At 47.7% G+C, this 25,987-nt stretch carries 27 protein-coding genes and 1 other annotated feature; of the genes, 23 read left to right on the top strand and 4 right to left on the bottom strand.

Features of this window, described 5'->3' with window-relative positions:
- Positions 1–35: 35 nt before the first annotated feature.
- From Q0E49_RS02360 to wecB, 11 genes are all read left to right on the top strand, one after another.
- Positions 36–1,190, top strand: a complete 1,155-nt coding sequence (locus Q0E49_RS02360; RefSeq protein ID WP_295746296.1) for a cysteine desulfurase family protein — start codon at positions 36–38, stop codon at positions 1,188–1,190.
- 17 nt (positions 1,191–1,207) lie between these two features.
- Complete coding sequence (gene thiI / locus Q0E49_RS02355; protein WP_295746334.1) at positions 1,208–2,428, top strand: tRNA uracil 4-sulfurtransferase ThiI; 1,221 nt, start codon at positions 1,208–1,210, stop codon at positions 2,426–2,428.
- Positions 2,429–2,565: 137 nt separating this feature from the next.
- Positions 2,566–3,063: a thiol peroxidase gene (tpx, locus tag Q0E49_RS02350; RefSeq protein WP_295746294.1), complete on the top strand. Its 498-nt coding sequence runs from the start codon at positions 2,566–2,568 to the stop codon at positions 3,061–3,063.
- A 37-nt stretch (positions 3,064–3,100) separates the two neighbouring features.
- Positions 3,101–3,309: a binding site (T-box leader), on the top strand.
- 548 nt (positions 3,310–3,857) lie between these two features.
- Positions 3,858–6,515 (top strand): valine--tRNA ligase, encoded by a 2,658-nt coding sequence (locus tag Q0E49_RS02345; protein ID WP_295746292.1) that lies wholly within the window; start codon positions 3,858–3,860, stop codon positions 6,513–6,515.
- Positions 6,516–6,613: 98 nt separating this feature from the next.
- Complete coding sequence (locus Q0E49_RS02340; protein WP_295746290.1) at positions 6,614–6,820, top strand: hypothetical protein; 207 nt, start codon at positions 6,614–6,616, stop codon at positions 6,818–6,820.
- 35 nt (positions 6,821–6,855) lie between these two features.
- Positions 6,856–7,224: a type II toxin-antitoxin system PemK/MazF family toxin gene (locus tag Q0E49_RS02335; RefSeq protein ID WP_295746288.1), complete on the top strand. Its 369-nt coding sequence runs from the start codon at positions 6,856–6,858 to the stop codon at positions 7,222–7,224.
- Positions 7,225–7,365: 141 nt separating this feature from the next.
- The gene (locus tag Q0E49_RS02330) at positions 7,366–8,772 is read left to right on the top strand and encodes a hypothetical protein (RefSeq protein ID WP_295746286.1); all 1,407 of its coding nucleotides are present in this window, start codon (positions 7,366–7,368) and stop codon (positions 8,770–8,772) included.
- 9 nt (positions 8,773–8,781) lie between these two features.
- A complete protein-coding gene (locus tag Q0E49_RS02325; protein WP_295746284.1) occupies positions 8,782–9,696 on the top strand; it encodes a magnesium transporter CorA family protein in 915 nt (304 codons plus the stop codon).
- A gap of 45 nt (positions 9,697–9,741) precedes the next feature.
- Positions 9,742–10,524, top strand: coding sequence for an alpha/beta hydrolase (locus tag Q0E49_RS02320; RefSeq protein WP_295746282.1), 783 nt, complete (start codon positions 9,742–9,744; stop codon positions 10,522–10,524).
- 54 nt (positions 10,525–10,578) lie between these two features.
- Positions 10,579–11,955, top strand: coding sequence for an amino acid permease (locus Q0E49_RS02315; protein WP_295746280.1), 1,377 nt, complete (start codon positions 10,579–10,581; stop codon positions 11,953–11,955).
- Positions 11,956–12,272: 317 nt separating this feature from the next.
- On the top strand, positions 12,273–13,382 hold the full coding sequence (gene wecB / locus Q0E49_RS02310) for a UDP-N-acetylglucosamine 2-epimerase (non-hydrolyzing) (protein ID WP_295746278.1): 1,110 nt from the start codon (positions 12,273–12,275) through the stop codon (positions 13,380–13,382).
- Positions 13,383–13,422: 40 nt separating this feature from the next.
- Here the strand turns inward: wecB and Q0E49_RS02305 are convergent, their stop codons facing one another.
- On the bottom strand, positions 13,423–13,857 hold the full coding sequence (locus Q0E49_RS02305; RefSeq protein WP_295746276.1) for a GtrA family protein: 435 nt from the start codon (positions 13,855–13,857) through the stop codon (positions 13,423–13,425).
- 11 nt (positions 13,858–13,868) lie between these two features.
- The gene (locus Q0E49_RS02300; RefSeq protein WP_295746274.1) at positions 13,869–14,315 is read right to left on the bottom strand and encodes a flavodoxin; all 447 of its coding nucleotides are present in this window, start codon (positions 14,313–14,315) and stop codon (positions 13,869–13,871) included.
- Positions 14,316–14,433: 118 nt separating this feature from the next.
- On the opposite strand from Q0E49_RS02300, the gene map reads away from it, so the two are divergent.
- Together map and Q0E49_RS02290 are read left to right on the top strand one after the other, a co-directional pair.
- Positions 14,434–15,267, top strand: coding sequence for a type I methionyl aminopeptidase (gene map / locus Q0E49_RS02295; RefSeq protein ID WP_295746272.1), 834 nt, complete (start codon positions 14,434–14,436; stop codon positions 15,265–15,267).
- Between the two features lie 103 nt (positions 15,268–15,370).
- Entirely contained in the window at positions 15,371–16,276 is a 906-nt protein-coding gene (locus Q0E49_RS02290) for a YihY/virulence factor BrkB family protein (RefSeq protein ID WP_295746332.1), read from the top strand.
- A 17-nt stretch (positions 16,277–16,293) separates the two neighbouring features.
- Here the strand turns inward: Q0E49_RS02290 and Q0E49_RS02285 are convergent, their stop codons facing one another.
- Together Q0E49_RS02285 and Q0E49_RS02280 are read right to left on the bottom strand one after the other, a co-directional pair.
- Positions 16,294–16,533: a DUF2922 domain-containing protein gene (locus Q0E49_RS02285; RefSeq protein ID WP_295746271.1), complete on the bottom strand. Its 240-nt coding sequence runs from the start codon at positions 16,531–16,533 to the stop codon at positions 16,294–16,296.
- Between the two features lie 19 nt (positions 16,534–16,552).
- Positions 16,553–16,756, bottom strand: coding sequence for a hypothetical protein (locus Q0E49_RS02280; RefSeq protein WP_295746269.1), 204 nt, complete (start codon positions 16,754–16,756; stop codon positions 16,553–16,555).
- Between the two features lie 100 nt (positions 16,757–16,856).
- Here Q0E49_RS02280 and recX point away from each other — a divergent pair, with 100 nt between their 5' ends.
- The 10 genes from recX to Q0E49_RS02230 all read left to right on the top strand — a co-directional run.
- A complete protein-coding gene (gene recX, locus Q0E49_RS02275) occupies positions 16,857–17,645 on the top strand; it encodes a recombination regulator RecX (RefSeq protein ID WP_295746268.1) in 789 nt (262 codons plus the stop codon).
- Positions 17,646–17,723: 78 nt separating this feature from the next.
- Positions 17,724–18,371, top strand: coding sequence for a sugar transferase (locus Q0E49_RS02270; protein WP_295746267.1), 648 nt, complete (start codon positions 17,724–17,726; stop codon positions 18,369–18,371).
- Positions 18,372–18,383: 12 nt separating this feature from the next.
- On the top strand, positions 18,384–19,145 hold the full coding sequence (locus Q0E49_RS02265) for a DUF4422 domain-containing protein (protein ID WP_295746266.1): 762 nt from the start codon (positions 18,384–18,386) through the stop codon (positions 19,143–19,145).
- Between the two features lie 17 nt (positions 19,146–19,162).
- Complete coding sequence (locus Q0E49_RS02260) at positions 19,163–20,092, top strand: glycosyltransferase family 2 protein (protein WP_295746265.1); 930 nt, start codon at positions 19,163–19,165, stop codon at positions 20,090–20,092.
- 30 nt (positions 20,093–20,122) lie between these two features.
- Positions 20,123–21,331, top strand: a complete 1,209-nt coding sequence (locus Q0E49_RS02255; protein WP_295746264.1) for a polymerase — start codon at positions 20,123–20,125, stop codon at positions 21,329–21,331.
- Positions 21,324–21,941 (top strand): Wzz/FepE/Etk N-terminal domain-containing protein, encoded by a 618-nt coding sequence (locus Q0E49_RS02250; RefSeq protein ID WP_295746263.1) that lies wholly within the window; start codon positions 21,324–21,326, stop codon positions 21,939–21,941. The genes Q0E49_RS02255 and Q0E49_RS02250 overlap by 8 nt, the downstream gene beginning before the upstream one ends.
- A gap of 12 nt (positions 21,942–21,953) precedes the next feature.
- Complete coding sequence (glf, locus tag Q0E49_RS02245) at positions 21,954–23,069, top strand: UDP-galactopyranose mutase (RefSeq protein ID WP_295746330.1); 1,116 nt, start codon at positions 21,954–21,956, stop codon at positions 23,067–23,069.
- A 5-nt stretch (positions 23,070–23,074) separates the two neighbouring features.
- Positions 23,075–24,493 (top strand): flippase, encoded by a 1,419-nt coding sequence (locus tag Q0E49_RS02240; protein WP_295746261.1) that lies wholly within the window; start codon positions 23,075–23,077, stop codon positions 24,491–24,493.
- 33 nt (positions 24,494–24,526) lie between these two features.
- On the top strand, positions 24,527–25,585 hold the full coding sequence (locus tag Q0E49_RS02235) for an acyltransferase (protein WP_295746259.1): 1,059 nt from the start codon (positions 24,527–24,529) through the stop codon (positions 25,583–25,585).
- 311 nt (positions 25,586–25,896) lie between these two features.
- A partial coding sequence (locus tag Q0E49_RS02230) for a KxYKxGKxW signal peptide domain-containing protein (protein WP_295746328.1) occupies positions 25,897–25,987 on the top strand: 91 nt, incomplete at its 3' end.

Below are 25,987 nucleotides of genomic sequence, written 5' to 3'. Positions count from 1 at the left end.
TTACGCATCACGATAAATGAAAGGAAGAGGCCAACTTGATTTATTTTGATAACAGTGCCACCACCCGGCCGCTACCGGCGGTCTTGGAAACCTTTAACAAGGTGGCCACCGACGTGTGGGGCAACCCGTCGAGCTTGCATAAGCTGGGGGAGCCGGCCTGGAACCTCCTGGAGCAGGCCCGGGCCCAGGTTGCGAAGCTGTGTGGTGTCAAGCCGGGAGAAATTATCTTCAACTCTGGCGGCTCGGAAGGTGATAACGCCGTCATCAAGGGGACGGCGTTCGCTAAGCGACAGTATGGTAAGCACATCATTACCTCGAGTGTCGAACACGGCGCCGTTGCCAACACGATGAACGAGTTGCGAGAACTAGGTTATGACATCACGGTGCTACCAGTCGATGGCGAAGGGCGGGTGAACCCCGCCGACGTTGCGGCTGCCATCCGTCCCGATACCATCCTGGTATCAATCATGGCCGTTAATAACGAAATGGGAGCGATCCAGCCGATTAACGAAATCGGTGAGGTCTTGAAAAAGTACCCGAAGATTCACTTCCATGTCGACGCGGTTCAGGCCGTCGGTAAGGGGCTGGATTCAATGGTCTTTGGCCCGCGGGTCGACTTTGCCACTTTCTCCGGCCATAAGTTTCATGGCCTGCGGGGGACCGGCTTTGTCTTCCACCGCGCTGGCCGCAAAATTATGCCGCTGGTGGCTGGTGGCGGGCAGGAGCACAACCACCGCAGCGGGACGGAAAACCTGGCGGGGGATGTGGCCCTGGCACGGGCGCTCCGCCTGGTCAAGGAAAATGAAGCAGCAACTGTCAAAAACGAACTGGCGATTAAGCACCGCATTTACCAGCACCTGGTGGGCAAGCCACATATTAAAATCTTTTCCGGCGACAGCGATAACCCGCACTTTGCGCCGCACGTTTTGACCTTTGCCATCGTCGGCGTTCGCGGGGAAACGATTGTCCACGCCTTTGAAGAGCACGGGATCTATATTTCGACCACGTCGGCCTGCGCTTCCAAGAAGACCGACGAGGCCGGGACCCTGGTAGCGATGAGGGTGCCGGATAAGGAAGCCACCAGCGCCGTCCGGGTGAGCCTCGGCGACCAGAACACGTTGGCAGAAGCCGACGAGTTCAACCGTGTCTTCGACGAACTTTACGCTGGTTTTCAGAAGATTATCAATTAGGGAGGAACGAGATGACCATTAATTATGATGAAGTGATGGTCCGCTACGGTGAATTATCCACCAAGGGCCATAACCGTAAGTCCTTTATTGACCGCCTCGGCAGCAACGTCCGCCATGCCGTGCACGACTTTCCTGACGTGAAAGTCCATCCCGGACCTGACCGGTTGCACATTACCCTCAACGGGACACCGAGTCAGCCGGTGATGGACCGCTTATCTGCTGTCTTTGGCATTCAGAACTTCTCGCCAAGCATTAAGGTTGAGCGGACCTTTGGGGCAACCAAGGAAGCGGCAATCGCACTGGTTAAGAAGCTGGTCGACCACCCGCAAACTTTTAAGATTCAAACCCGGCGGGCCGACCACGACTTTGCAATGGATGCCATGCAGATGAACCGTGACCTGGGGGCCGCCGTCCTCGACGCGTTTCCGGGCTTGCTAACTGTTGACGTGCACCATCCCGACCTGGAAATCCGGGTGGAAATCCGGAAGAACGGCATCTTCCTCTCGTGTGAAACGATCAAGGGCGCCGGCGGATTGCCCGTGGGAACTGCCGGCAAGGGGATGATGATGCTCTCCGGCGGGATCGATTCGCCAGTCGCCGCTTACTTGGCAATGAAGCGCGGCGTCGACTTGGAAATGGTCCACTTCTATAGTCCACCGTACACCAGTGAACAGGCCCTCGCTAAGGCCAAGGAACTGACGGCCAAGTTGGCCAAGTACTCTGGTCGGATCAAGTTTATCCAGGTCCCGTTTACCGAAATCCAGGAAACGGTGAAGGAAAAGGTACCGGAAGGGTACCTGATGACGGTTCAGCGGCGGTTCATGCTGCGCTTGGCCGTGGAACTAGCGCACCGCCGCCGCGGGTTGGCCGTCTTTAATGGTGAATCCCTCGGCCAGGTGGCATCGCAGACGATGGAAAGTATGCGGGCAATCGAAGAGGTGACGAACCTGCCAGTCCTGCGACCAGTGCTCAGCTACGATAAGACCGAGATTATCAAGATTGCCGAGGACCTCGACACTTATGACTTATCAATTCTGCCATATGAGGACTGTTGTACTGTCTTCACGCCGCCCCGGCCGAAGACGAAGCCGCGGGTGGATAAGGCGCGGCAGTATGAACAAGCCCTTGACGTTGACGGGCTGATGCAACGGGCACTTGACGGGATTAAGATCACGACCATTCACCCCGGGGATGAGTTCTTAAACGCTAACGAAGACGTTTTTGCCGAACTGCTTTAGTTAGCAACGAAGGGGCCACATTCGCCTGGTTCTGGTCGGTAAATTATGTTATCCTTAGAGTAATCTCAGATTAAAATTTAATGAGAGCTAGTGGTGAGAGCAGGCCACTAGTCGCTTACCGAAAGGAGTGTTTGCTCGTGGAAGTAACGTTCAAAGGTCAGCCGCTGTCAACCGTCGGCGATTTGCCGAAGGTGGGTGAGGATATTCCGCACTTCAAGTTATTCGACAAGGATAACCAGCGGGTTAAGACACGGGAATTATTTGGCAAGGTGACGCTGTTTAGCGTCGTACCGAACATTAATACCCCAGTTTGCAGCATGCAGACGCGGAAGTTTAACCGGGCGATGGAAGATTATCCAGAGGTGAACTTCATCACCGTTTCCACCAATACCGTCGCTGAACAACGCGGCTGGTGCGCTGCGGCGGGGCTCGACCACATTCAATTGATGTCCGATTACGAACAGTCCTTTGGCTACGCGCTGAAGCTCCTGATTCCGGACGAGGCCCAGCTGGCCCGTTCAATCATCATCATGGATGAGAACGGCAAGATTATCTACGAGCAGGTCGTCAAGGAACAAACTCATGAACCAGACTACCTGGCAGCACTCCACGTTTTAGACCAGCTGAAAAAGTAGGTCTTGACGGACGGGGGAAAGTTGATTAACATTTAGACATTAAACGTTGACCGAGAAGAAACGCTGACCGGCTGTTTAGAGAGCACCCGTTTGCTGCAAGGGTGTCAGTCGGTCGCGGGAAAAGTAGCTCGCGAGTTCGGTCGCTGAACTAATAGTAGGCGATCGCGGAGTGGCCCTCCGTTACCAACTTCAAGCGGGGTTGTTAGACCCAAGTTAGGTGGTACCGCGAGTTAGCTCGTCCTATTATTGATAGGACGGGCTTTTTGTTTAGTCAATTGCTGGTGCCATTTGCATGCTGGAACGTAGCGGGTCCACTTTGAGCCCAATTGAATTGGTCTCAAAGCTGAACCTTAGTCTAAGCTTGGCCGTTGGCCCGCGCTAATACTAATGTCGCTACTGAGCATGCCTGGCACTTGTCGCAATTGACAGGTCACTGCATCCTGAAGGTTTCACTAGTATCTGGTCTGGAACGCGTCAGCCACTACTTGAAGCCAACCCAGTTTGTATTCAAAGTGAGGTCTTGACCAGGGACAAATATCGCCAATGAGACCGGCTGGTGGTTTTCAAGTTTAGACCTTGTTTGATTAAGTCTGAGTATTGGCTGGGGCTCAGCCGTGAAATTGTCGTTAGCGAAGTGTAACTGAGCTTACGATAAGACCACCCTTCAAGACAAGCAACGCTTGGCTTGAAGTTGTGTCCACGGCGTTCCAGCCCCATAAGCCAATACAGAGTTGCAAACTGAGTTTCTCTTCGTCAACGAATTAACAAGTGCAAGCAGAATTGGAGGATTTATGATGGCAGACAAGAAATCAATGTCGACCAAGTACGATCCGCAAGCGGTTGAAAGCGGCCGCTACCAGTGGTGGATCGACGAAGGTCTTTTCAAACCAAGTGGCGATAAGAAAGCACACCCGTACTCAATCGTGATCCCGCCGCCGAACGTTACCGGGAAGCTCCACCTAGGGCACGCCTGGGACACGACGCTGCAGGATATCATTATCCGTCGTAAGCGGATGCAGGGTTACGACACCCTCTGGGTTCCAGGAATGGACCACGCCGGGATTGCTACCCAGGCCAAGGTGGAAGCCCGGTTACGTAAGCAGGGGATTTCCCGTTACGACCTGGGGCGCGAAAAGTTTGTCCAACAAGTCTGGGACTGGAAGGACGAATACGCCGACATCATCCACAAGCAGTGGGCCAAGATGGGGATTTCCGTGGACTACGACCGTGAACGGTTCACCCTGGACGAAGGGCTGAACAAGGCGGTACGCAAGGTCTTCGTTGACATGTACAAGAAGGGCCTGATTTACCGCGGTACTTACATCATCAACTGGGATCCGCAAGCGCGGACAGCCCTGTCCGACATCGAAGTGATTCACAAGGATGACAAGGGCGCTTTCTACCACGTTAAGTATCCATTCACCGACGGGACAACCTTCAACGGCAAGGACTACATCGAAATTGCGACGACCCGGCCAGAAACGATGTTCGGGGACGAAGCGGTGGCGGTGAACCCGAAGGATGAACGCTACAAGGACCTGGTTGGTAAGCACATCCGTGTGCCATTAGTTGACCGTGAGATTGAAATCATCGCCGACGACTACGTGACCCCGGACTTCGGGACCGGGATGGTGAAGATTACGCCAGCCCACGACCCGAACGACTTCCTCGTCGGGAAGCGCCACAACCTGCCAGAGCTGAACACCTTTAACGAAGACGCCACGCTCAACGAAAACGGTGGTAAGTACCAGGGGATGGACCGCTTTACTGCCCGCAAGGCGATTGTCCACGACCTCGACGAGGGTGGTTACCTGCTGAAGGTTGAACCAATTGTCCACTCCGTTGGGCACTCCGAACGGACCGGGGTGCAGGTGGAAGCCCGCCTGTCGACCCAGTGGTTCGTCAAGATGAAGCCATTGGCTCAGGCTGCCCTCGACAACCAGAAGACCGACGATGCGGTCAACTTCGTGCCGAAGCGGTTTGAACACACCTTTGAACAGTGGATGGAAAACGCCCACGACTGGGTCATCTCCCGTCAGCTGTGGTGGGGTCACCAGATTCCGGCCTGGTACAATAAACAGACCGGCGAAACTTATGTTGGCATGGAAGCACCAAAAGATGCGGAAAACTGGGAACAAGATCCCGACGTCCTCGATACCTGGTTCTCCAGTGCCCTCTGGCCGTTCACCACGATGGGCTGGCCAGACACTAACGCCGCCGACTTCAAGCGTTACTTCCCGACCAGCACCCTGGTGACCGGCTACGACATCATCTTCTTCTGGGTTTCCCGGATGATCTTCCAAAGTCTCCAGTTTACCGGTAAGGCACCGTTCCGTAACGTCATCCTCCACGGGCTGATCCGTGACGAACAGGGCCGGAAGATGAGTAAGTCGCTGGGCAACGGGATTGACCCGATGGACGTCATCGACAAGTACGGGGTCGACGCCCTCCGTTGGTTCCTGACTAACGGCTCGACGCCGGGTCAGGACATCCGCTTCTCCTACAAGAAGATGGACGCGGCCTGGAACTTCATCAACAAGATTTGGAACGCTAGCCGGTACGTGATCATGAACCTGGCTGACGATACCAAGCCGGTCCTGCCGGACGAAAGCAAGTGGAACCTGGCCGACCGCTGGATCTTGAGCAAGCTCAACGCGACGGTCAAGCAGGTCAACGAACAGTTTGAGAAGTTCGAATTTGGTGAAGCTGGCCGGGCAATGTACAACTTCATCTGGAACGACCTCTGTGACTGGTACATTGAATTAACCAAGGAAACGCTCAACAACGGGACAGCTGAAGAAAAGGCCGCTACCCGTGACATCCTAGCCTACGTCCTTGACCAGACGCTACGGCTGATCCACCCGATCATGCCGTTTGCGACCGAAGAGCTGTGGCAATCAATGCCGCACAAGGGTCAATCAATCATGGTTGCCGACTACCCGACGACCCATGATGAACTGGCTAACCCGGACGCCGAAGTCCAGATGGACCGCCTGATCGAGTTGATCACCGCTGTCCGGAACATCCGGAACGAGGCCAACGCCCCGTTATCCAAGCCGGTCGAACTGCTGATCAAGCCGGCTAACGATGGAGTAGCCAAGATCTTTGCCAATAACCAGGACTACATCCAACGGTTCTGCAACACCAGCGAGATCAAGTTGGACGCTAACCTGACGGCGCCAAAGCTGGCAATGTCGGCAGTGATTACCAACGCCGAAGTCTTCATCCCGATGGCCGAACTGGTCGACCTGGATGAGGAACGACAACGGATGGAAAAGGAAATTGCCAAGCTGCAGAAGGAAGTTGACCGCTCTGCCAAGAAGCTGGCCAACAAGAAGTTCGTCGCCAACGCCCCGGAAAAGGTCGTTAACGCCGAAAAGCAGAAGGCCGTTGAATGGCAAGATAAGCTGGCCGCGGCCAAGGACCGTCTAGCAAGTCTGAAAAATGCCTAAGTAAAATTAATGAGAAGCAGCGGTTATGCCGCTGCTTTTTTGTTGGTAATTATCTCGTGTAATATATACTATGTATATATTAACGGAGGTGGCAGTTTATGAGGGTTAAGTTGCGAAGATTAGGGGACTCAAAAATCTTGATGGTACCGGAAGAAATTAAGACGGTAGCTGTCGAATATGAGGTCGCCAATGTGGGAACCACGATTGTCTTCACACCAGTCCAGAAGCATCAAAATGTTTTTGCTACTAAAGAGTGGCAAGAATACGATTACCAAAGGGACATGGCAGAAGATCCCGCTTTGTAGCCGGTTAAGCCAGTTGGTAAGGAAAGATTGGACTAATGAGGATGCCACACAAGGGCAATGTGATAATCGCGGATGCTGAACCACACGCTGGTCACGAAATGGGGGGCCATAATCCCCGGCAAGGTAATATCCGGCGACATTACGTGGTGATGAGTACGGATGCTTATAGTCAGGCAACGGGAATGTTTGTCGGTTTTCCCATTACGACTGTTGACCGTCATAATAATCCTCGCTACCTCCCATTGTTAATTAATGGGAGCAATGGTACGGGTGTCAAAGGGTATGTGGTCTTATGGCAGTTGCAAAATTTCGATTTTCAATCACGTCACGGGACAGTAGTCAACCATCTTTCGCCCGCGGTGCTCAAACAATTGCAACAGTACGTTAATGATATTGTTGGTTAAATCAGTACGACAGGGTTGGGTGCATGCCAACCCTGCTTTTTTTATATTTACATCTTTTTTGTCAATCGCGGCCTTTCTATCACGGTTTGGGTGGTGGAAACTGTTACAATAGGACCAGAAATAAATTTGGGAGGGTCCACAATGTATGATTACCGCAATGAATTAATGGAATTACTAAAACACACCAGTGACGATCCCGCCAGTCTCAAGCAAACCCAGCGGAGTTTGACGATGATTTTGCGGCTGCTGAACCGCCTGCAGCCGGTCGATGACTGGGCAGTCGGTGACGGGGATGAAGACTGGAACCACCGCCACCATCACCACCGGGATGATGATCGTCAGCAGGGAAGTCACCGTTTCCGGATGCGGCGGCGTCGCGAGGATGAACACCACCAAGCAGGGACGGAAGGTGGCCACCATGAAGACCATCAGGGGCAGCACCACCGGCGGACGCACGAATTAGTTGACCACCCCGGCGAAAAGATGCCGAAGCAGGTCAGTGGCGAGTTTGCCTCGTTGCTGGATAAGTCATTGAATAATGTCGCCAATCAGGGAGAGAGCACCCCGTTGACCCAGGTCAGCGACGATGAGTCGGCTAAGGGAGAACAGCCGGAAACGGAAAAGCAGCCGGCCACGGCAAAACCCACATCAGCAACGACTAGTGACCAACCAGCGGAGCCGACCGAAGCCGAGCTGGCGGCTGACAATCGTTACGTCGTTCACCGCAAGCTCAGCGGGGCGATGATCAACCGCCAGTATTACTCCGAACGGGTCCTCCACGCCCTCCCATATGAGCTGGAAGATGGCGACGTGGTCGAACTAGGCGAACGCCACGGTGCCGGCTTAGCGCCGATCATCAAGAAACTGAAGGTACAGCACGATGGCCGACCAATCCAGGTTCTCCGGCGGGCACCACTGCGCGAAGTGGCCGGGACGAAGATGTTCCAGATCAGCGAAACGCAGAACGGTGATTCACCGCTGGACGCCGAAGAAGGGGCGACATTGCTAATCGACCCGAAGCGCTATGGCAAGCTCGGCCTCCACGCGGGGATGCCAATTGACTTTGCCTACTATGACCACGGTCACGGGATGCGCGATGCTGCCTCCGGGACCCTGCGCTGGGCTTACGAAGGCGAAACGGTCAATGATCATCACGCCGACCAGCCGCAACAGACATCGACGCCGCAGTCGGCAGCGCAGCCAGCCGCTACCAAACCAGTTGATCCTCATTTCGACTTGCACCAGCGAAAAGTGCTGGTGATCAGTGCCAAGCCAAAACAATGGGGACCACTGCGCGAAGTAATGGCCGACCACCACGGTGTCTTCTACGGCCTGGACGCCTCGCGTCCGCAAAACGTGACGTCGAGTAAGCTGAAGCAGGCCCTGCGTCAGGTGGATACCGCCATTGTTTGTGAAGACGGGGTTGATGGCAAGGCAGTCAAGTTGGCTGCCCGTCACGCTGAGAAGTACGGCGTGGCCTTTGAAAAGGCGCCATCCAGTGACCAGCACCACGTTGAACACGCGCTCGGCCGCTTACAGCTAGCCTAGGGGTCGTCAATGATTAAAGAGCGAGCTTTTCAGCACTACACCTGGGTGGAATTGGTGACGCCGAACCCGGAAGAGGTGACCACCGTCGTTGCTAAGTACCATTTTCCGACAAAGTTTAAGAATTACTTGTTAGACCGGCACGAGCAACCGCGGGCGGCAGCCGACATGGTGGCCCATTGTGCCTTACTAGTTTTACGGGTGGTCAGTGGACCCAATAACCAGCAACAGCGGACGAGCCCCCTGTGTCTGGCCTTCAACGATCAGGTCTTAGTCACCGTCAGCCACGTCCGCAACCAGCGGTGGATGTTTGCTCACATGCCGGTCAACCCAACGGGGCAGGTGAGTGAGCCCATCCTGCGGATTATTAACCGGGTTTTGCAACCGTACTTCAGCGCACTGGACGACATTATTGCGCGGACAGACCGCTTGTCTAACCAACAGCTCAATTACCGGATTACTAACCGGCGGCTGGACCGCTTATCCCTGCTTAGGACGCGGCTGATTTATCTTCGCGCGGCCACCGGGAGCAACCTGGTCGCCATGCAGGAATTACAGGGGATCCTGCGGCAATTTTTTGGTACCCAACCGGAACGCACCCAACAGATTAGCCAGCAGCTGGCTGACACACTGGTCGAATTTAAGCAGTGCCAGGCGATGTTTGACGTCGTCAGTGATGAACTGAGCGAAACCGCGGAGTCGTTTGGCAACCTGTTAAATAACCGCCTGAATGACACGATGATGTTTCTCACCGTCTGGTCATTAGTCTTGGCCATCCCACCGATCGTTTCCGGCTTTTACGGGATGAACACCTACCTGCCGTTAGCCAACCGGCACCTGGCCTGGGTTGACACGATCCTGCTGACCGGGGCACTGATCCTGTTAATGGTGATATTGTATTTCGTGCACACGCATCGCAGAAAGTAAACGGGTCCCGGAGCAACCGGGGCCTTTTTCAGAAGGGAGTCAGTCATGAAAAAATCCTGGTTAAACATCCTACTACTATTGTTAGTCGTCGGCCTGGCCGGCTGCACCAACCGGCAGGCACAAAAGAAGTGGGTCCATTCGACGACACCGACGATCTTTGTCCACGGTTACGGGTCAAGTTCGCGGGCCGAGGACTCGATGGTCGCTGCTGCCCGCAAAGCCGGGGTGACTGAGACGGTCGTCCAGGCGCAAGTAAAAGCGGATGGCCGCGTGGCCTTGCATGGCCCGTCGATTAAGGGCAAGCGCAACCCAATTGTCCAGGTCAACTTACAGAATAACCGCAATACCAACATGGCGGAGGGCGGCCGCTACATCCGCAACGTGGTCTGGAAACTCAAGGAAGAAGACGGGATCAAGACCTTCAATCTCGTTGGGCATTCGATGGGCAACACCGATAACTTCGCCTTTTTGAATGACTATGGTCAGGAAAAGGGGATGCCACGGTTGAAAAAACAGGTGGTCCTCGCGGGAGCTGGTTTGACGGGAGCACCAGTGAATAACCAGGTCTTCCAGCGGATGGTCACTCACCTGCAGAACCTCAAAAATAACTACCCGCACGCCCAGGTACTCAACATCATGGGTGACAAGGGTGGCGGCACTGACGGGTGGATCGATAATCAGTCATCACGGTCGATCAAGGAGATGCTCGGTAATCGTCCGGCTTCGTACCGCCAGGTGGTAATCCACGGTAAAAACGCCCAGCACAGTAAATTGCACGAAAACCCGCGGGTCTTTAAGCTGATCAACCAGTTCTTGTGGGGCCGGTAAGAATGGCGTTTTCTTTCGGCTTAGTTTATGGTAAAATGAGAAAACTCTAATAAAATGAATGGGGGAATTAACGTGGAAAAAGAACCAGCAAACGAATTAAAACGTTCACTCGGGTTCTGGTCGGCACTGTCAATCGTGATTGGGACGATCATCGGCTCCGGGATCTTCTTTAAACAGGGCTCAGTCTTGGATAGTGCCGGTTCCTCCACGATGGCACTGGTCGCCTGGGTGCTCGGTGGGGTCATTACCCTGACCGGCGGGTTAACGATTGCCGAAATTGGGGCTCAGATGCCCTACACCGGGGGCCTGTACGTCTACATTGAAGAGCTGTATGGCCGATTAATGGGGTTCTTAGCTGGCTGGATGCAGGTGATTGTCTACGGGCCAGCGATTATCGCCGCAGTGGCCGGTTTCATGAGTATTCTGATGGCCAACTTCTTTGGCTTGTCGGCGGCCTGGCGAATTCCCTTGGCCGTGATTACCATTCTGTTGATCGCTTTGATGAATATGCTGGAGAACAAGGTCGGTGCCGCCTTTGCGGTGATTACCACGGCCGGAAAGCTGATCCCGATCGCAGCGATTATCATCTTCGGGATTTTCTTCGGCCACCAACACGCTCTCGGGCAGACACTGACCGAGGTTCACCAGAGTACTGGCAATTTCGGGGTAGCGGTGCTCGCGACGCTGTTCGGCTACGATGGCTGGATTTTGATTGCTAATCTCGGTGGTGAGATGAAGAACCCGCAGAAGCTGCTGCCACGGGCGATCATCATGGGAATTACCGCGGTGCTGGTAATCTATACCTTAATCACCTACGGCGTTTTCCGCTTCTTGTCGGTTAACCAGATCCACCGCTTAGGCGAAAACACCACTGCCTACCTCGCCACTTCCGCTTTCGGCCAAGTTGGTGGGAAGCTGCTATCACTGGGAATCATTATTTCAATGATGGGAACTCTTAACGGGAAAATGATGACTTTTCCACGGATTGTCTACGCGATGGCGAAGCGCCGTGACTTGCCGTTCTCGCGCTACTTGGCCTATGTGACGCCCAAGTCGCGGGTGCCAGTTAACGCCACCATCTTTATCCTGGTGTTGGCAACGTTGATGATGTGCTTCTTTGATCCCGACCACTTGTCAGACCTCTGTGTCTTCACGGTCTACATTTTCTACACGATGGCCTTTGTCGGCATCTTCGTTCTCCGTCATCGGCAGCCGGACCCAGCGAAGCGGCCGTTCTCGGTGCCACTGTACCCGGTGCTTCCGCTGGTCGCCCTCCTTGGTGGCCTCTTTGTCCTGGTCAGCGAAGTCTTTAACGACCCGGCCGGCGTCCTCCTCTTCATTGGGATCGTCATCGTTGGCTTGCCTATCTGGGCACTGGTTAAGTGGCTGGATAAGCTACGGGTGGACCATAACGAACAGTTTAAAAAGTGATCATAAAAAAGCGGCTAGTGTCAGCAGGCACTGGCCGATATTTTTTTGGCAAAATTTAGCTCTGAGCACCCGACATATCTGCATATAGGTCGGGTGTTGAAAGTGAAAAATGGGGTTTATGAATAAATATTTGGATCAATCTCAAGCTATATTTTATTAGTGAATTTAGAATAATGACTCTTTCAGCTTTGTAAAAATAAATTTTGATACTAATTTCTGATGTCTTGGCGGTTTGTTAATAAATTTCATCTTTTGTTCATAGAATTGCCCCATGCTTAGCGGTACAATTAAAATATCGATGAAGGGAGGAGAGGAGAATGGCAAACGCTGCAAAGATTATGTTCTTTTTCGGCACGCGGGCCGAAGCAATCAAGTTGTCGCCGATTATTCACCTGATGGCTAATTCTGCCAAGTTTCAACCGGTTTTGACGGTTGCCGGCGCCCATTCGACCCTCCTCCAGCAAACGATGCAGAACCTGGGTTTAGCACCGGATTTTGACCTCCAGACCCTACCGGCCAAGCTCGATAACCTGGAAGGGTTAGCGGCAATGATTCACAACCTCAACAACGTCGTCAACGCGGCGCAGCCAGACATGATCATTGTGATCGGTGATACGACCGTCACTCTGGCAGGGAGTCTTTGCGCTTCCTACCACCGCTTACCACTAGCTCACGTCGAGGCAGGATTGCGAACCCACGATAAGACGCGGCCGTTTCCGGATGAACTGCAACGGCAGCTAGTCGACGTGATGGCTGACCTTTATTTTGCGCCAACTAACATTGCCCGCCATAACCTCTTATTAGAGCACCATCCGGGACGGCGGATTCATGTTACTGGCAACACGATTATCGACGCCGTTCAGCAAAACTTGAAAGAAGATTATGATAGTCCCTTGTTGCAGGAGATTGGTGACAAACGGATTATCCTCCTGACTGTTCAGCGACCGGAAAACCGCGGCGAGAAACTGGAACGGCTCTTAGCCACGATGAAGGATATTGTGGAAACCAATGACGATGTGCAATTGGTTTACCCACTGTACCCTGTTCCTGAAGTGATGAGTGCGGCTGAGCGCATCCTGGACCACCATGAGCGGATCACGATTACCCAGCCGTTGCCATTTACCGACTATATTAACCTGGCGGCGCGTAGCTACCTGCTAGTGACGGACTCCGGCAGTGCACTGGAGGAGGCATCGGTGCTGCGGAAACCAGTCCTGCTCTTGCGGGATAAGACTGAGCGGCCGGAAGTCGTCAAGCATAAGCAAGCAAAGCTGGTGGGGATTGACCCAACGAAGATTCAGCAGGCAGTCTTCGAGCTCCTGCACAAGAAGTTCCATTATTGGCGGATGACCAGGAGCCGTGACTCCTTTGGTGGCGGCCAGGCCGCCCAGCGGATTGTTCACCTCATTGAAGATTACTTAAAATAAGAAAAGCCATTGGGAAATTCGTGTTTCCCAATGACTTTTTTTAACGTTCAAACTTTTTTTGCTGTTTAAAGATCAAAAATTTCGAAAAGATAAAGTTGGCGATAAACACTACGACGTTGTCAAGTGTCTTCACAACTAACTGTTCGACCGGCGAGTTGAATTGCAGGACAGTGACGCCGACGAACATGAAGGCGACGTCGATTAAGAGGGTCAGTCCACGGTAAAAATAAAAGGCAACAAATTCAATCACGAAGGCCTTGACCGTCGTGTAGTGGGAATTAAAGACCCACACTTTATTGGTAAAGTAGGCGACCAGGACAGATAAGAACCAGGCGATGATGTTGGCCACCTGATAGTTCATGTGCACCCCGGAGCTGAGCCACTGAAAGACACTGATGTTGACGACGGTGGTTACCACCCCCCAAAAGAGATAGGAAACCACTTGCTTGTACTTATCCCATAGTTGAGCAATCACGGCGAAACTCCTTAGTTAGCAGCCTTGACGAGTTGATCAGCAAAGGCATCCAGTGTTGTGATATCGTCGGCATCGGGTGCCAGGTTGATGTGGATCGGGCCAGCACCGCGCTTAGCGCCCGTTTTGGCAAAGGCAGCGTCGAACTTGTCGACTGCCTTGCAATAGTCATCGGCATAAGCAGTGTCACCGGAACCAGCGACCCCAAAAATCTTCCCACTGAGGTCTTCTTCTTGCAGATCGTCATAGAAGTCGAGACCTTCATCAGGGAGGGCCCCTTCATCGTAAGTGTAGGGGCAAACGACGCAGATGTCGGCGTCATTGAAGTCGGCGGCATCCGCCATCGTAATTTCAGTTTCTTCGACTTCCACGCCCTGCTTTTTTAATTCTTCGGCCACGATGTCGGCAACGTCCTCGTTATTACCGGTAATGGTGGCATAAACTACTAGTGCACTTGCCATAATCTTTGCCTCCTGGATAAATTGCTCCCGTTAGTATATCACAATCGGCTTTCGGCTGCCTGGACTTCCGGCAAAGTGCTATACTGGAACAGTAATTAAAAAGAGGGAGCGTTAATTAATGATTAGTTTAAAGTCACCGCGAGAAATTGAAGCGATGGAGAAATCCGGGGCGGTTCTCGCTGGGATGCACGTTGGTTTGCGGTCAATTATCAAGCCGGGAATTTCCAGTTGGGAAATTGAAGAGTTTGCCCGCCGCTACTTTAAGGAACACGGTGCAATTGCCGCTCAAATCGGTTTTGAAGGCTACAAGTACGCCACCTGTGTGAGTGTCAATGACGAAATTTGCCACGGCTTCCCACGGAAGAACCTGGTCTTGAAGAATGGTGACCTGGTCAAGGTCGACACGGTGGTGAACCTCGACGGGGCCTTTAGTGACTCCTGCTGGAGTTATGCTGTTGGTAAGCCGAATAAAGAAGTTCGCGACCTGATGGATGTGACCCACAAGGCCCTCTATATGGGGATTGACCAGTGTGTCATTGGCAACCGGATTGGTGACATTGGTGCGGTCATCCAGCACTACACGGAAGATGAGCACGGCTATGGCGACGTTCGTGAATTTGTCGGTCACGGAATTGGCCCAACGATGCACGAAGATCCGATGGTACCGCACTATGGCGAACACGGCCACGGTGTTCGGCTCCGTGAGGGGATGACGATTACCGTCGAACCAATGATTGATACCGGAACCTGGGAAGCTGATACTTCCGACCCGAGTGGTTGGTTGGCGAAGACTGCTGACGGGAGCCTGAGTTGCCAGTATGAACACACCCTGGTTATTACCAAGGATGGTCCGAAGATTTTGACCTCACAGGATCCGGAAGCTGATGCGAAGTACTTGTACGATGATAACTACATTAAGTACTTTAACGAGGCAACCAAGGAATTTAAGTAAGCTCGACAAGAAAAAAAGCGAACCGCTTTTGACAACGATTCGCTTTTTGTACGTTCAAGAGGGGCTATTCCTGGTAAAATGGGCGTTATAAATGGAGTCAATGATGAAACAAATTCCCCACAAAACTAAACATTTTATCCAGGTCTTTATGAAGCACTTTCGGATGGCCCAGGTGTCGGCGTCGGCGGCAGTGCTCGCTTATTACACGCTGTTGTCGATTTTTCCGGCGATCATCGTTGTCGGTAACCTGATGCCGATGATGGGGCTCGATGCCGACACAGTGACGTCTTACCTGCAAACCGCGATTCCGACGTCAATTTACAGCTTCATTCGTCCCTTTATCTACGCCTTTTTGCAGCGGGGGAGCGGCGGCTTGCTGACTACCGGGGCCTTGATTGCTCTCTGGTCAACCAGCACTGGTATTGCCGCCTTTCAACGGAGCGTCAACCATGCCTACGGGGTAGCAGAGAACCAGAACCCGGTCATTAATCGGATCGTCTCTTTTCTGTGGATGGTCGTGGTGATTGTGATTCTCTTTGTTCTGATTATCCTCTACGGACTGGGGGAGCAGGTGCTTTTAGCCATCCAGCCGCTGTTTCACTTTAGTATGGAATATATCCAGTTGTTTACTTCACTCAAGTGGCCGGTGACCTTTGGGGGCCTTTTTGTGACGTTGAGTTTACTCTACTACTTCGTACCAAGCGCCCGGGTGCGGTTGCGCTACGTGGTGGTGGGGGCACTAGCGGTGACCCTGGCCTGGATGGCGTTGTCACGACTCTTTTCCTACTATACTGTCGTTTTCTCCCACAGCATCACCTCCTACAAGACGATCGGGGCCTTTATTATGCTGATGATCTGGCTCGATATTTCGGGGATGCTGGTCATGATTGGCGCAGTGATTAATGCGACGGTGCAGGGTTTGATTGAGGGACCAGCCAAAGAGCGGCGGACTTTCTTCCAGCTGGTGCGCGACCTGGCAGTAAATAAAAAGGACAGCGACCATCATTAGTCGCTGCCCTCATTAGGTTATGCCGGGGTATTAAAATCTTCCTTCCCGAGGATTACTTCTTCGGTGGTGGTAACGTACTTGGCGGAAACTGGTTGAACATAGAGTTGTTCGCCGTCCTTGGCAAATAATTGGCTATCTGCCAATGCTTTCATTTGCTGGGAAATTTCTGCCTTTGTCAGGCCATCCTTGACGTAGTTGATCTTCAACAGGTGGGTTTTACCAAGGCTGCCCTTGTAAGTTAAATTTAAGCTCTTCATCAGTTAGTGACTCCTTTGCTTAGTTCAGTTGGGAAGTGACAACGAGTTGCGTATCTTCAATCGTTCCGGCAGTAAAGGTCTCGATCGCGGTCTGCAAAATGTGCAGGCTGTCGGCACTAGGCGATTGAACCAGGTTGTTGAAGGTAACAATCGTCTTGTTTTTGTCACCGACACCGGACATCTCCAGACGAAGCTTAGCTGACTTAAATGCGGAATTATTCATAATGCGTTCTCCTTTTGGTTGGTTAGTGGTAAGTGGCGGCCGCTGCTTACACTAATAGAAACGATTGAGGAGGGTAATTGTAAAGGGATGATTTTAAGAAATGGCGAAGATTACTAAAATCACCGCCCAGAAGAAAGCGGGAAGGTATAATATTTACCTCAATGGCAAGTTCGCCTTCCCAGTTAGCGAGGAAGTGCTGGTAAAGTACCGCTTGCTGAAGGGAGTCGAACTTGACGACCAGCAGGTGGCGATCATTAAAAAGGCCGATCACCAGTCAAAGGTTTACTCACGGGCGCTAGATTACTTGTCCTATCAACCACGGACGGTCGCTGAGCTGCAGAAGAAACTAGCCGACTTGGAAGCTGCCCCGGAACAAATTGAGCAGGTCGTTGAACGGCTGAAAGCTGAACGGCTTCTTGATGACCGCCAATATGCCAAGGCGTACGTACGAACCATGGTTAACACTTCATTGAAGGGGCCGCGGGTAATTAGTCAAAAGCTGGCCCAGAAGGGTGTCAGTCCAGCTGACATTGAAGGCGGCTTAGCGGAATTTTCCGCCGAACAGCAAGCAGCAAATGCGCGTAAGCTGGCTGGTAAGTTATACCGCCGTTATCATCGCAGTTCCACACGTCGCCGGCAACAAAAAGTCGAGCAATCTTTGGCGGTGCAGGGTTATGGTTTTGGCTTAGCGCGGCAAGTGGCCGCTGAGGCAGCACCAAGTGTTTCTGTTGATGAACAGCACCAACTGCTGGTAGCTGCGGCAGAAAAAGCCTGGCAGAAGTATCGCCGCTTTGAGGGCCGCGACCGTGAACAACGGGTGCTCCGTCGTTTATATGCGAAGGGGTTTGACCTGGATGAATCACGAGCGTGGTTAAGAAGTAAACGCTAAGCCGCGCTTGCTAAATGACTAGAGACTCGGTATTATCTTTGTTAGTGAATTTTTCAGAAAATATGAGGCATTGAATTAATGGTTGAATACAAATATTCAAACAACCAGTCATGGTGGTATCGCTTTGTCAAACGGTTATGTGATATTGTTTTATCATCATTAGCGCTGGTTGTCTTTAGCCCAATTTTTTTGGTAGTGTGGGTTACTGATAAGTTTGGGGATAACAAGGGACCTGTTTTCTTTGAACAAGTCAGAATTGGTCAATATCATAAACCGTTTAAGATTCTGAAATTTCGTTCAATGGTGGTGGGGGCTGATGAGATTCTTCATCAAGATCCAGAATTATATAAAAAGTATGTTCAAAATAATTACAAACTAGAACCAAATGAAGACCCCCGAATCACAAAATTGGGCGGCTGGTTGAGAAAAACATCAATTGATGAGATTCCTCAGTTCATTAACATTCTGAGGGGAGAAATGTCGATTGTTGGACCGCGACCAGTGGTGAAGGAAGAATTAGTTGAATATGGCGACCGTGTGGATAAGTTTTTGTCTGTTCGCCCCGGAGCAATGGGATTGTGGCAGGCAAGTGGGCGAAGCAACATCGGTTACCCAGAACGTGCTGATTTAGAGTTAAGCTATGTCGATAAGGCATCTTTGCACTTTGATTTTGAAATTATGGTCAAGAATATAATCAGTATTTTCAAAAGTACCGGTGCGTACTAATAAGGAGTAAAAATGAAAGTTAAAGTTATTGTGGCTACTCATAAGAATGTTGCCATGCCAACAGACCAGCTCTACTTACCGGTCTTTGTCGGCAAAGACTTACATCCGGATGTTAACCATACTTTTCAGGGCGATAACACTGGTGATAATATCTCAAAAGAAAACGCCCACTATAACGAATTGACGGCGATTTACTGGGGATGGAAGAACCTTGATGTTGACGCACTGGGGTTGGTCCACTATCGTCGCTACTTGAGCTTAAATAAAAAGAAGTCGCTTGATGCAGTCCTCTCTGGGGAAAAAGCGAAGGAGTTGCTGGGGCAGTACGATATTATCTTGCCCCAAAAGCGTAATTATTATATCGAAATCAACGAGTCGCACTACCTGCACGCTCATCAGCATGAGCCATTTAATGTGATGCGGCAGGTGATTCAAGAAGATTATCCGGAGTATGCGGATGCGTTTGAAACGGTGATGAAGCGGACCTGGGCCCACATGTTCAACATGTTCATCATGAAGAAGCAACCTCTGGACGAATACCTGACTTGGATGTTTGATGTGCTACATAAAGTGGAAGGCCAGATCGATATTAGTTCGTATTCCGCCTATGAACAACGGGTTTATGGTTTTCTGAGTGAATTATTGCTGGATGTTTGGCTGATTCAACATCCGCAATATAAGACCCATGATGTGAAGTATGTGTTTATGGAGCATACTAATTGGCTAGTCAAGGGTGGTAACTTTATTAAACGGAAGATTGTCGGACATGCTTGATGTTGGGAGGTGTAGTAATGAAAACACTGTCGATTGTTGTTCCTTGCTACAATGAACAGGAATCCATCCCATTATTCTATCCAGCTGTCGATAAAGTTGTTAAGCAGATGGATGTTAACGTTGAGTATTGGTTTATTAATGATGGTTCCTCTGATAAAACGCTCGCGGAAATGGAACGGCTTCATGATGATCATCCAAAGCAAGTTCACTTTGTTTCCTTTTCTCGTAATTTTGGCAAAGAAGCAGCACTCTATGCCGGGCTGCAAGCGTCTACTGGCGACTATGTGGTAGTAATGGATGTGGATTTGCAAGACCCACCATCGATGTTGCCAACGATGTTTAATTCCCTGGAAAGCGGCGAATATGACTGTGTTGGTACAAGACGAGTTGATCGTAAAGGCGAAAAAAAGTTTAAGTCCTTCCTCTCTAGCCAGTTCTACCATGTAATTAATAAGATCTCGGATACTGAGATTATTCCAGGTGCTAGAGACTACCGAATGATGACAAGACAGATGGTCAACGCTGTCTTGTCTGTGGCGGAATACGATCGTTTTTCTAAGGGCATTTTTAGCTGGGTCGGTTTTAAGACTAAGTATCTCGATTACCATAACATAGAACGGGTAGCTGGCGATACGGATTGGTCTGTTTGGAAACTTACTAAATATGCTGTTGATGGTATTATGAGTTTCTCAGATGCCCCTCTCTCACTAGCTATTTGGATTGGTCTCTTCTTGTCGATTGTATCTTTTTTAGGATTGCTGTTTATCATTATTCGACATTTTATCTCACCAGGTGCAAGTGCCTTTGGATGGTCGTCATTGGCTTGCATTACCCTTTTTATTGGGAGTATTCAGTTAGTGTTTACCGGAGTTGTTGGTAAATACGTCGGAAAGACATATATGCAAAGCAAGCATCGTCCAATTTATATTGCTAAGATTAAAAAATAGCTTTGTGTAGCCTATATATCAGGAGAACTTATGAATATTGAGAGAAACAAAGGAATATCTATATTGGGTAATTATATTACTGGAGAGCAATTATATTTTTTGGGATTTATTATTTATTTTATACCCTCTTTCTTACTCAATACTATGTTTAGTTCAACTATTGGGGGTCATTCCTTAAGACTAATTTCTTATATGGCTATTCCGTTTTTGCTAGGTAAAGTTTTCATAATTGATAAATGGAAATTAAAACAATTGTTTCTGATATTTTTTGCTTTTGTTATTAGCCTAGTAGTTTGGCGAAAAGCACAGAATGCGGATTTTGTATTTGTCTGTTTGTTGATGGTAGGGGCCAAAAACATAGAATTTAGAAAGATTATTTCATGGTTTCTCTATTTGAGTGTAATTAGCTTGCTATTAACGTTTATATTTGCATTAGTCGGAATTATTCCAAATTTAATATATTATTCCCCATTAAGGCCAACTCGATATGCTTTGGGAATGGCATATGCCACATATGCTGCTACGATCTACTTGTATATTGTGCTTGCATATTGTTATTTGAGGTTTGGAAATCTAAATGTTTGGGATTATTTTGGTATTGTTGTCATTGACTGTATAATTATGGGGCTTACTAATACACGGCTAGATTTTTTTGCAGTACTTTTCTTTATTCCGATTGTTGAAATTGCACAAAGAGCATATCACGGAAATAGAGTATCTCGTATTTTGTCATCTTTTTACTGGATGGCTACACCTATTCTGGCAACGTTGATAATTGTTCTTTCATTTTTTTATCATTCTGGCAACCATATCTTGCATAAACTTGATAAATTGTTTTCTGGGAGGTTAATGTATGGTCAAATAGCTTTTAAAAAATATAATGTGAATTTACTAGGAAGGAAAATTGTAGAACACACCTATTCAGGATTTAAGGGAAATTCATTCCAAAATAATCCAATGGACCATATAGGGATTAATTATTTTTTCATTGATTCCTCTTATGTCAGAATGTTATTGTTGTGGGGATTAATTGCCTTTTGTTTGGTGATTATCTCAATGACAATAATAGCTATACGATCTACAATCAACAAAACATATGTTTTATCTGTCATTATGTTAATTGTTGCGATTAACTGTATGTTTGAACCTTATATAATTCATTTCGTTTATAACCCATTCTTATTAGCTCTTTTTGCAAAAGAAAAAATTTGGACACCTTCTGGAGGTAACAATGAATAATCACGAACAAACAAAATTAAGCAAAAACATCATTTGGAAAAATATAATCGTTATTGCTTGTTTTACAATTATTTTTGGAATTTTGGGTATTTTGTATGCTCGTCATAAACGTCATACAACTTACGAAGCTGAAAGAACTATTATGACTTCAACCTCATATCAAGGGGCCAATGCTAATGAAGAGGTTCAAGCAGATATTAGTTTAGGAAAAACCTATGCTAAAATTACTGAAAGCAAGAATGTCGCAAAGCGAGCGCACAGAGAATTACCTAAAAATATGCGCAAAGAATATACTGTTAAGGATATATCATCTATGGTAAATGCCGATCCAGTAGCTCAAACAACTTTAATAAAAGTATCCGTCAAATCCAGCAGCGCTAAGAGAGCAGCAAAGATTGTTAATGCAGTGACAGATGCAGCGGCGAAGGAGATACCTCGAAGAGTTCCTTCTGCAAAACAAGTTTCTCTTTTTTCGAAGGCAAGTAAAAGTGATACAACTAGCAAAACATCACCATCCACAAAGAAAATGGCGCTCCTTGGCGCAGCGGTTGGCTTATTGCTAGGCATGGTTGTTTCTTTTTCAATTACAACGTGGAAACATTTGATTTAGCGAGGGTTTAAAATTATGAAATATGATTATCTAGTAGTTGGTGCCGGCCTTTACGGTGCTACCTTTGCCTATGAAGCAGCTAAGCGCGGCAAGCTGGTCAAAGTGATTGAAAAACGTGATCACATCGCTGGAAACATTTATACAAAGGCAGTTGATGGAATCCAGGTTCACCAATATGGTGCCCACATTTTCCATACTTCCAATAAAGCAATTTGGCAATACATTAACCAGTTTGCTGAGTTTAACCGATACACTAACAGTCCGGTTGCTAACTACAAGGGCGAGATTTATAACTTACCATTTAATATGAATACCTTTAATAAGATGTGGGGTGTGGCGACACCGGCTGAGGCAATGGCTAAAATCAATGAGCAACGCCGAGAAATGGCTGGCAAGCAACCAGCTAATTTGGAAGAGCAGGCGATTTCGTTGATTGGTCGCGATATCTATGAAAAGTTGGTCAAGGGCTACACGGAAAAGCAGTGGGGCCAGAAGGCTACTGAATTACCAGCCTTCATCATTCGCCGCCTTCCAGTCCGGCTAACTTATGACAACAACTACTTTAACGACAGTTACCAGGGCATCCCAATTGGTGGCTACACGCAAATTGTCGAAAAGATGCTGGCGAGTGACCTGATTGATGTTGAGTTAGGTGTTGATTTCTTTGACCACAAGGATGAATACCTGGCCAAGTATCCCCGGGTCCTGTTTACTGGGCCAATTGACCAGTTCTTCGACTATCAACTAGGTGAATTAGAATACCGCAGTCTCCGTTTCGAAACCGAAGAGCTCAACGAGGATAACCACCAGGGTAACGCCGTGGTTAACTATACTGACGCTGAAACACCTTATACACGGATTATCGAACACAAGCACTTTGAGTTTGGCAAAGGCGACAAGGAGAAGACGGTTATTACTCGTGAGTACCCGGCTGACTGGCACCGTGGTGACGAACCTTACTACCCGGTCAATAACAGTCATAATAATTCATTGTACAAGGAATACACGAAACTAGCTGAGAAGACGCCGCAAGTAATGTTTGGTGGGCGACTCGGTCAGTACCGGTATTACAACATGGATCAAGTTTTAAGTGCCGCACTCAGGGCAGTTCATGAGGAGTTTGATTAACAAAGATGAAAGTGATCAAGAACTATTTGTATAATGCGGGTTACCAGATTCTCTATATGCTGGCACCATTAATTACTGTTCCGTATATTTCACGGAATTTGGGTGCCCATGCTAGTGGGATTAACTCCTATACAAATGCCTGGGTCACTTTTTTCTATTTAATGGGGCAGATGGGGGTTGCTCTCTATGGTAACCGTGAAATTGCCTATCATCGTGACGACATCGATGCCCGTTCACGGACTTTTTGGAGTATTGAGTTACTGCAGATTTTAACTGTATCTAGCTCGTTGGTCGTTTATTTGGTTGCAGTAATATTCTTTAGTACTACTTTCCAGAAGTACTTTCTCCTACAGTCCTTGTGGATCATTGCTGCCGGTGTGGATATCTCCTGGTATTTTATGGGACTAGAGGACTTTAAGAAGACGGTTGTCAGAAATACGATTGTCAAGTTGATTTCAATCGCGGCAATTTTTATCTTTGTGCGGCGGCCAAGTGATCTTTGGAAATATATTTTACTGCTGGGGGTTGCTCAATTAGGTGGGAGCTTGACGCTTTGGCCATACTTGCGAGGGAGCATTCATAAAGTTAAATTACGTGATCTACACCCATTAAAGCATTTTTATCCTGCTTTTCTTCTTTTTATTCCGACCATCACCACGCAGGTTTACGTTGTTGTTAATAGGTTAATGCTAGGTCGTATGTCTACACAAGCCGCTACTGGCCAATTTGACTACGGTGACAAGATTGTTAAGCTAGTTTTAGCCATTGTGACAGCTACTGGAACGGTGATGTTGCCCCATGTTGCAAATAAATTTGCTAAAGGTGATGTTAACGGGGTAAGGAAAAGTTTATATAACTCGTTTGATTTCGTTACGGCGTTAGCAGTTCCAATGATGTTTGGACTTATGTCGATATCATTAAAATTTGCACCATGGTTTTTGGGCAACGAATACATACCAACTGGAAAGTTAATGTTTATTGAGTCACCCATTGTTTTATTTATTGCATGGAGTAATGTGACAGGAACTCAGTATTTGATGCCAGTTAATAGGGTTAAGGAGTATACTTTATCAGTTACTTCTGGCGCAGTTAGTAATATTATTTTTAATTTTATTTTAATTAAAGAATATGGGGCTAATGGTGCTGCATTAGCTACAGTTTTATCTGAATTCTTTGTCATAGCTGTTCAACTGTTTTTTGTTAAAAATACAATTAGTAGAAGACGATTGTTCAAAGATACTTGGAAATATCTAATAAGTGGTTTCTTTATGTTTATTATTGTATTTCGCTTTAATGAGATTATGCATATGTCAATTATCAATTTGGCCGTTCAGGTTGTTATTGGAGCATTTGTTTATTTTGTTGGATTAATTATTTTGAAGGCTCCAATATTACAACAAGCTAGAAAGATATTTTCTAAATAACATAACTATTTCAGTGGAGGCTATTGTGTACAAATGATGAAACGACAGCGTCTTACATATATTGATATAGCAAATATAATCGCAATTTTGGGAGTTCTTTTTCAGCATACTGCTGTTATTTCTCATTTTGGGAATCCTCATGCTAAGACAACCATAGCTGCATCGCTTATTCAAATCATTTTTTTACCGGCAGTAGGGATTTTTTTTATGAACTCTGGTGCTACTTTGATTAACTATCGGCAAAGGTATGGTACAGAACATTTTTTCAAAAAGCGGTTTGTAAGAGTTTTAGTACCTTTTTTAATTTGGTCATTATTTTTTTATTTTTATGGTTTATACTTTAACGGGTTTGGCGTTGTAAGGCATACCTCATTAGGCTTTTTTGACTTTATTTCAGCATTTATCAATGATAAGATCATTACTATTTTTTGGTTTTTTTATGTAATTATTCAGCTTTACTTATTTACACCAGTATTATCTTTTTTGAGTGAGAATGGTAAAAAAATTCTTTTTTACGTTGTTTGTGTTTCTTTTATTTGTTGGAATGTATTTGACTATATTGACGGCATTTCACATATACATCTTCATGAATCAATGATTTATCAACCCCTATTATCTTCTTCTTGGATACAGTATTTTATTATGGGGTACCTTATCAAAGAAAACTTTTTTGCTAAAAAACAAGAAAATATGTTGATCTGGTTCGGAGTTATTATTTTTGCTTTAAATATTTTAAACGAGATCACTATTCATCACTATGTATTTCTTCATAATATTAATGTGTTTCCATATGCTGTAGCTATTTACTTACTAATCAAAAGAGTTTCTGCTAAAGTACAAAAGGTGTCATTGCAGATATATGCAGCTAAGTTAGCATCTACCAGTTTAGGCATATATGTGTTGCATCCAATTGTGATACCACTTTTTGATAATTTATTATTTAATCATTCTCTTTTTGGTAATTCGAATAGCATCTATATTTTAACTAATCCAATACATATTTTAGTTTTACCTTTTATCATTTACGTCTTCCTTGTTATTTTTATCCTTGCTTTAAAGAAAACTAAACTGTTTGGTTTTATCCTTCCATAGGAAATCATTGTTTAAATAAATTGAAATTCTCTCTATTTTATATCTACCTAAGTGGGTTCATCACTTGGGCTTTTTATTTGCAATAAAAAACAAACAGCGCTTTATGAAATTCAATCTGTTGGATCGATTTTTCTGCAGCATTGCAATTTTATTTATATATTTTTAAATTTTATATATAATATAAGAAATAAAAGTGAAATGTTAACAGATGTAACAATTTGTAAAGGTTTTGCAACTACAATTTCTGATAACATAGTTATACTATATAATTTCATCGAAAAAAGAGTGATTTTTTATTGAAGGAGTTCATTATGTCTAGTGGAGCACGTTACAAGTTATATAAGAGTGGCAAACAGTGGTGTGTAATGGCTATTGCAATACTTGCAAGTGTAATGAGCCTAT

The sequence above is a fragment of the uncultured Limosilactobacillus sp. genome (assembly GCF_934202235.1).
Lineage (GTDB): Bacteria > Bacillota > Bacilli > Lactobacillales > Lactobacillaceae > Limosilactobacillus.
The sequence above is the reverse complement of the archived record's forward strand: the minus strand, read 5'-3'. Positions and strand labels throughout refer to the sequence as shown.